Annotated in this window: 8 protein-coding genes and 1 pseudogene; all 9 read left to right on the top strand. The window is 32.4% G+C overall.

Annotated elements, in window-relative coordinates:
- The first annotated feature begins 223 nt into the window (after window positions 1–223).
- The 9 genes and pseudogenes from DW1_RS06575 (at window position 224) to DW1_RS06615 (ending at window position 7,199) form a co-directional block, all read left to right on the top strand.
- Window positions 224–799, top strand: coding sequence for a DUF4342 domain-containing protein (locus DW1_RS06575; RefSeq protein ID WP_074349813.1), 576 nt, complete (start codon window positions 224–226; stop codon window positions 797–799).
- Window positions 777–1,468 (top strand): annotated as a pseudogene (locus DW1_RS06580) (response regulator transcription factor). Before DW1_RS06575 ends, DW1_RS06580 begins: the two are co-directional and overlap by 23 nt.
- Complete coding sequence (locus DW1_RS06585; protein ID WP_074349814.1) at window positions 1,461–2,954, top strand: sensor histidine kinase; 1,494 nt, start codon at window positions 1,461–1,463, stop codon at window positions 2,952–2,954. The pseudogene DW1_RS06580 and the gene DW1_RS06585 overlap by 8 nt, the downstream one beginning before the upstream one ends.
- A gap of 127 nt (window positions 2,955–3,081) precedes the next feature.
- Complete coding sequence (locus tag DW1_RS06590; RefSeq protein ID WP_074349815.1) at window positions 3,082–3,282, top strand: helix-turn-helix transcriptional regulator; 201 nt, start codon at window positions 3,082–3,084, stop codon at window positions 3,280–3,282.
- Window positions 3,283–3,300: 18 nt separating this feature from the next.
- Window positions 3,301–3,741, top strand: coding sequence for a hypothetical protein (locus DW1_RS06595; protein WP_074349816.1), 441 nt, complete (start codon window positions 3,301–3,303; stop codon window positions 3,739–3,741).
- A 37-nt stretch (window positions 3,742–3,778) separates the two neighbouring features.
- The gene (locus DW1_RS06600) at window positions 3,779–3,997 is read left to right on the top strand and encodes a hypothetical protein (RefSeq protein WP_074349817.1); all 219 of its coding nucleotides are present in this window, start codon (window positions 3,779–3,781) and stop codon (window positions 3,995–3,997) included.
- A 132-nt stretch (window positions 3,998–4,129) separates the two neighbouring features.
- Window positions 4,130–5,500: a 23S rRNA (uracil(1939)-C(5))-methyltransferase RlmD gene (gene rlmD, locus DW1_RS06605; protein WP_074349829.1), complete on the top strand. Its 1,371-nt coding sequence runs from the start codon at window positions 4,130–4,132 to the stop codon at window positions 5,498–5,500.
- 262 nt (window positions 5,501–5,762) lie between these two features.
- Entirely contained in the window at window positions 5,763–6,617 is an 855-nt protein-coding gene (locus tag DW1_RS06610) for a hypothetical protein (RefSeq protein ID WP_074349818.1), read from the top strand.
- 78 nt (window positions 6,618–6,695) lie between these two features.
- Entirely contained in the window at window positions 6,696–7,199 is a 504-nt protein-coding gene (locus DW1_RS06615; RefSeq protein WP_074349819.1) for a GNAT family N-acetyltransferase, read from the top strand.
- Window positions 7,200–7,325: the final 126 nt, after the last annotated feature.

The raw sequence follows: 7,325 nt of genomic DNA on the forward strand, positions 1-7,325 counted from the left end.
TATTTTTAAGTCTTATTTGAATAAGTATATTTGAAAATTTCTGATTATCTAATATAATGAAGCTAGAGATTTTGGGCGTGTGTCATAGGATTACTAATGATGATAATTTTAGGATTTTAATTCTATAAACTTAAATTCTAATGAAATTTTAATATTTCTTGAATTGTGCTTAAAGATTAGATTGTTATAATTAAACCATATTAAGGGATAGGAGGTTTTAAATATGGTTACATTGGAACAAGTAGAAAAATTACGTGAATATGCAAATATTTCTTATGAAGAGGCAAGGGCAGCTCTTGAAGAGACTAATGGTGATATTCTTGAAGCATTAGTCAACCTTGAAAAGCAAAATCGTATAATTGTTCCTAAAGGAGGGGGCTATTACAATTCAAGAAGCAAATACCAAGATACTTATGAGAATCGAAGTGGAGATAACTATAAGAATGAGTACAAGAAAGTTGATGGTTCATCTTTTGGAGAACTAGTAGGAAGGTTTTTTAGATGGTGTGGCGAAATAATAAACAGAGGGAATAGGAATAGCTTTGAGGTCATGAGAGGGGAGCAGAAAGTAATCTCTATTCCAGTGACTATCTTAGCACTATTGCTACTATTCATGTTTTGGGTTACTATTCCTCTAATAATCGTAGGATTATTCTTTGGCTATAGATACATGTTTATCGGTCCTGATTTGGGAAAGGAAAATGTGAATCGTGCCATGGATTCAGTTGCAGAAGTAGCAGAGAGTCTAAAAAAAGAAGTTAAAGGTGATAAGTCTAATGGAGAGAATTTTGATAATTGAGGATGAAGAGAAAATAGCACGTTTTATTGAACTAGAGCTTAAGTATGAAGGCTATGAAGTAGAGAAAGTGTTTAATGGAAGGGATGGGTTAGAGCTTGCGACAACCCAGCCCTTTGACCTTATTTTATTATTTTACTTGACATCATGTTGCCAGAATTAAATGGAATCGAAGTCCTTAGAAGAATTCGTAGAGTTTCGGATATACCCATTATACTTTTAACGGCTAGAGATGCTGTTGTAGATAAGGTTACAGGACTTGACGGTGGAGCAGATGATTATATCACAAAGCCTTTTGCAATCGAGGAACTACTTGCAAGGATTAGAGTAGCTCTTAGGAAAAGATCTAATACTAATTTGATAAAAGCACCAGCAGAGCTTAATGCAGGGATGTTAACTCTTGACCCTATTAAGAGGGAAGTCAGAGTAGGTGAAACTTCACTTGATTTAACAAAAAGAGAATTCGATTTGCTTCAGTATCTATTAGAAAACAAAAATATAGTTATTAGTCGTGAAACCTTGCTTCAACATATATGGGGTTATGACTTTTCAGGTGGAACAAATGCAGTAGATGTGTATATTAGATATCTTCGTTCAAAGGTTGAGGAGCCCTTTGGACTGAAGTTAATTCATACTGTTCGTGGAGTGGGGTACGTGATAAAAGATGAATAATACCAATTCTAGCTCAACCAATATTACAAGAAAAATCCGTTCATCTCTGGTTTTAAAGCTTAATGCAAAAATGATAGCAAGAATGTTCTCTGGATTTTTATCTATTAATGTCCTTATTCTTTTAATGGGCTCTTTTGTTGTTTTTTGGAATACAGAAGAAGGAATAAAAGAAATCATTGAAATGATGAAGCGAGTTCCACAAAACTCGCAGCTAGTCTATGATAGTGTTGGGAGTTATAGAATATCTTCTAAGATAGAAGAGTTATATGGTTTTAAAATTCCTCAAAAAGTACAAAAGTATCTACCAGGTGGAAATGTTAATTGGGAAAGAAGTGTAGGATTATCAAATATAAGTGAAGAGATAAAATTGCTAGAAAAGGTTGAGCTAGTGAACTATTCTGTGATTACTAGAATTAACGGTGAAACCTATCAAATAGTATATGCATTAGGTCGTGATTTGAAATTATTCCTAACTTTATTTTCTATTTTGCTGGTATTTGAGCTAATCATTCTAATTGGGGGAATTGGGAAAGGGTCAAGGATGATAAGGCAAACCCTTAAGCCTTTGTACGATCTTGCAGAAACAGCTAAGAATCTAAATGCAGAAGTATCATCCTTAGGTTCAAAATCGGAAGATAGACATATTAAAGACCTAGCTGGAGTTATCAGTAGTATTGATGCTAACAAGCTAGATAAACGAATATCTATAGATAGTTCTCAAGATGAGCTTAAAGACTTAGCATCTGCCATAAATGATATGCTTAATCGTATCAATGCTTCTTATCAGTCACAGGTAAGGTTTGTGTCAGATGCATCACATGAGCTGCGTACACCTATATCTGTCATACAAGGATATGTTAATCTACTTGATCGCTGGGGTAAGAATGATGAAAAAACTATGCAGGAATCAATTGATGCTATTAAGAGTGAGACTCAGAATATGAAAGAACTAGTAGAGCAGCTGCTTTTTTTAGCTCGTGGTGATAATGAAACTATTCAGCTAAATAGAGAAGATTTTGATGCTTGTGAAGTAGTTGATGAGATAGTTCGTGAAGCACAAATGATAGATCCAGCTCATAGCTTTGATATAGATTTAAAGGGACCTGCTTATATCAGTGGCGACAAGCAGCTTATAAAGCAGGCTATACGAATACTTGTAGATAATAGTATAAAATACACTCCTGAAGGTGAAAAGATTATATTGAGGGTTGATAATGGAAATGATTCAGTTAGCATTACAGTTCAGGATAATGGCATAGGAATAGCACCAGAAGATATTCCTAGAATCTTTGATCGCTTTTATCGTTCTGATGAATCAAGAGCAAGAAAAACAGGAGGTTCAGGCTTAGGATTATCAATTGCTAAATGGATAATCGAACGTCATGGGGCTTATTTTGAAGTACTAAGTAGAGTAGATATTGGTACTCGTATTACAATTGTAATGCCGAGTACTAAACTGACTTCTACTGAACTGATAACAGAATAAAAAGCAAAACTTCTTCCTTTTTAATTAGGGAAGATTTTTTTATGCAAAGCAAACTTGACATATTTTGCAAAGCTTGCTATACTAAAAATGCAAAGCAAACTATACATATATTTAAAAGGTGATGAAAATGAAAACACGAATTAGGGAACTAAGAAAAGAAAGAAAATTGACTCAGGAAGAATTGGCTTTAGCAGTGGGTACAACAAGACAGACAATCACATCAATAGAAGTTGGAAAGTATACGGCTTCTCTCGTACTAGCATATAAAATTGCACGTTATTTTGGGTTAACTATTGAAGAAGTTTTTGATTTCTCTGATGTGGATTAATAATGGGGGTGTATAGAAATGGAGCAATTTAAAATGAAAGTTAAGAGAAGAATAATGCTGTTATCTATAGGGATTCTAGGAGCAGTAGTGCTTTGTGCTTATGGATTTTTTGCAATGGGTAGTGAAGCTGTGGTAGATGGAACTGTTACAGTATTCCAACTTGGGCTTATTTTTGGTATTGGAATAAGGGCACTTATTGAAATTATTAAGCTGAGAATGGTAATTAAAGACGATAGGAAGCTTAAGATGTTATATAACAAGGAAAATGATGAAAGGTTAAAACTCATACGCAGTAAATCTGGAATGCCAATGCTGATGATTACATCTATATTGATGCTTATAGCAGCAATTATCTCTGGGTATTTCAATACAGTAGTGTTTTCAACACTAGTTATAGCTGCAATGGTACAGCTATTATTAGGTTTAATTGTAAAAGTGTATTATATGAAAACTATGTAAAAGAGATTTGAGAGAAGAGAAATTAGGAGGTAACTTAATGAGAAAAGAATTCAAATTAGGAGTTATGCTATTTGCTATTTTTAATGTTGTGAGATTTATAACTAAAGATATACTGACAGAATTACCAGCTATACATTTTATCCTTGGGGTAATAGTAGGATTGGCACTTGTACATATAATGATTGGGTCATTACCAGAAGATAAGTATTTAAGAATAAAAGCTTTTAAAGGAAACTTTAGCTCTTTTGTAAAATAACAATAATTGATCCTTAGACAATAAGTCTAGGGGTTTTATTTCATGTTTATAATAATATTTCTATTTGCTTTTAGAGATATTATTATATAATATTATATAAACATTTACAGTTATACATAGGAGGAGATTGTGATTAAAAAGAATGATATATTAGAAGTTTATATAGACGAAGTAGAGTTTCCGAGCAAAGGAATAGCAAAAGTAGGAGATAATAATATACTTATCAAGAATGCTATAAAAGGCCAAAAAGTCAAAATAAGAATTACAAAGAAAAGAAAGGATAAAATTGAAGGAAAGATATTAGAAGTTTTAGAAAGAGCACCTATGGAAAAAGAACCATTTTGTAAGCATTTTGGCATATGTGGAGGATGTTCATATCAGACAATTTCATATAATGACCAGCTAAATATGAAGAGCGATCAAGTATTAAAGCTATTAAAGGATGCAGAGATTGGTGATTTTGAATATCTAGGAATCGAACCAAGTCCCATAGAATACGACTATAGAAATAAAATGGAGTTTACTTTTGGTGATGTGGAAAAGGGCGGAGAGTTAACTCTTGGTATGCATCAAAAAGGCAAGTTTTATGAGATAGTTACAGTAGACGGCTGTAAGATAGTGGATGAAGATTTTATAAAAGTACTGACCAATATTCTAGGCTATTTCAAAGAAAAAGGTGTAGCACTATATAATAAAAGGAGCCATGAAGGTGTACTTAGACATTTAGTAGTTAGAAAGGCTATGAAGACAGGAGAGCTTCTGATTAATTTAGTGACTTCATCACAACAACAGTTAAATCTTAATGAACTTATCGAGAGGCTTAAAGGAATTGATTTTCAGGGAGAGCTTGTAGGCTTCTTACACACTATAAATGACAATCTTTCGGATACAGTTCAAAGCGATGAGACAAGGGTATTGTTCGGAAGGGATTATATAATAGAAGAAATCCTAGGACTTAGATTTAAAATATCAGCATTTTCATTTTTCCAAACTAATACTTTAGGGGCAGAAAAGCTATATTCCATAGTTAGAGACTTTGCAGGAGATAAAAAAGATAAGCTTATATATGATCTATATTGTGGAACTGGTACAATAGCTCAAATCATGGCAGCTGTAGCTAGTAAAGTCATAGGTATAGAGATAGTAGAAGAAGCAGTAGAAGCAGCAAAGGAAAATGCAAAGCTAAATGGACTGGACAACTGCCACTTCATAGCAGGAGACGTAATGGAAAAGGTATCAGAGCTCAAAGAACAGCCTGACCTAATAATCCTTGACCCACCAAGAGATGGCATTCATCCAAAGGCTATACACAAAATAATAGACTTTGAACCAGAAGAATTCATCTATGTATCATGTAACCCAAGGTCTTTAGCGAGAGATTTGCCTATCTTTGAGGAAAGAGGGTATAAGGTAGAGAAGGTTAAATGTATGGATATGTTTCCGCATACGCCGCACGTTGAGGCAGCAATTCTGATGACATATTGTGGTTCTGGGAAGGAATAAGAGACTTTGACCACAACATATAGTGGTTTGAGGATGAAATTTGGGTCAAAAATTGGTGTAAAAACACCCTTTTTTGACCCCTTAAAATGGGCCATTTGACAGATGACATTGGATAATTAGAGATATAGGAAGAGTAAATGGTTAATTTTGGTTGATATTATGGTATGTGAAATATATACTAGAGGTGAAGATTTGTAGTATTATGTGCAACTAATAGGTATTAAATAAAAATTAAGAATTAATTTCAAAGGGGGTACAGACTATGATAAAAACAGTTAGCAAATTAGATGAAGTGATGGATTTTGCATGGGAGTTAAGTCAAGATGATTTATATGCAAGTTATCATAGGTTAAGTTCAATAGAAATGGTTAAGGAATATATTGACAGGGCTATAGTTTCAGAGTTTGAAAGAATAGTAGCTTGTTATCGTCAGGATGTATTATGTGGAGTTTGTATATACTTTTGGGAATTCGACGAAAAATATGCACAAACAACAATGTTCTTAATAAAAGAAAATTATGATGAGATTGCAGATGAACTTATTGCTTATATAGGTGAGCAATTACCTGGACATGAATTATTCATAGGTGTACCTTTTTCTAATACCAATGCTAATAAATATTTCAAGAAAAGAAATTTTAGATGCACCGACTCTTTAATAGATACTAGATTATATAATTTACAATCACATATAAATCCTAAACATGATTTGGTAGAAAAGATTACTAAGGAAAATTTTAAAGAATATGAAATGTTTCATGACAAATATGCGATTCCTTTAGGAATGTATTATAATAGCAAGAATTTAGAAAAAGAAATAGAAAGATTTCGAGTATTTGTTTTTAAAGAAAACGAAGTGATTCATGCAAGCATTTTCGTTAAAACAGTTGAAGAAAGCGCAGAAATTTTTGGTTTGTTTATTGATGATGAATATAAAGATAAAAATATTGAAAGCATTTTAATTGATGAAGTATTGATGCAATTATATAGCGAGTTTGGCACATTAAAGGAAGTCCTATATTTTATTGATGAAGATAATACTGAAGAATTAAATTCAGCTTTAGCTGCAGGTTTTAGTATTAATGATACTTATAGATGTTATAGATGTCTACTTTAGATACACATTATTTATATTTAACAGTTTATCAGTATATTTATACGAAGCAGGAAATCTATATTTTGGGAGGTAGTCAAAATGCCAATTTTAGATATAAAACAACCAGAATATATAATTGTAAGCGATGATATTCGGTTACGCAAATTTGATAATAATTTTGAGTTTGCTCTTGAATGGTATCAAGATGAAGAAATGCTAATGCTGGTAGATGGAGAGAATGAACCATATGATATGGAAAGATTGTGCAAAATGTATTCCTATCTGAATGAATATGGTGAATTGTATTTTAATGAGGTACAAGATGGTGATAAATATATCCCGATAGGTGATGTGACATTTTCAAGCAAAGATATGCCTATTGTTATCGGTGTTGAGTCTTATCGTGGTCAAGGGATTGGTAATAAAGTTGTTACGGCACTCGTTGAACGCGGAAAACAACTAGAATATAGTTGTCTTATGGTTAATGAAATATATAAATATAATATTGGGTCACAAAAATTGTTTGAGGGTATTGGATTCCAAAAATATGAAGAAACAGAAGATGGTTATAGATATAAATTAAATCTTATATCAGGAATATAATAGATTCCCTAGTTAAGACGCAATATTTATATTATGTGCAACTAATAAGAAAAATACTTAGACAAATTTAAAATGGAAATTATAGATGTATTAGAATATAAAAGATTCTAATACATCTATTTTTAT

This window comes from Proteiniborus sp. DW1 (assembly GCF_900095305.1).
In the GTDB taxonomy this organism is placed as follows: Bacteria; Bacillota; Clostridia; order Tissierellales; family Proteiniboraceae; genus Proteiniborus.

Coding starts and splice junctions, on each gene's coding strand:
- DW1_RS06585 (WP_074349814.1), top strand. CDS start 1,461: ATGAATAATACCAATTCTAGCTCAACCAATATTACAAGAAAAATCCGT.
- DW1_RS06590 (WP_074349815.1), top strand. CDS start 3,082: ATGAAAACACGAATTAGGGAACTAAGAAAAGAAAGAAAATTGACTCAG.
- DW1_RS06615 (WP_074349819.1), top strand. CDS start 6,696: ATGCCAATTTTAGATATAAAACAACCAGAATATATAATTGTAAGCGAT.
- DW1_RS06575 (WP_074349813.1), top strand. CDS start 224: ATGGTTACATTGGAACAAGTAGAAAAATTACGTGAATATGCAAATATT.
- DW1_RS06600 (WP_074349817.1), top strand. CDS start 3,779: ATGAGAAAAGAATTCAAATTAGGAGTTATGCTATTTGCTATTTTTAAT.
- DW1_RS06595 (WP_074349816.1), top strand. CDS start 3,301: ATGGAGCAATTTAAAATGAAAGTTAAGAGAAGAATAATGCTGTTATCT.
- DW1_RS06610 (WP_074349818.1), top strand. CDS start 5,763: ATGATAAAAACAGTTAGCAAATTAGATGAAGTGATGGATTTTGCATGG.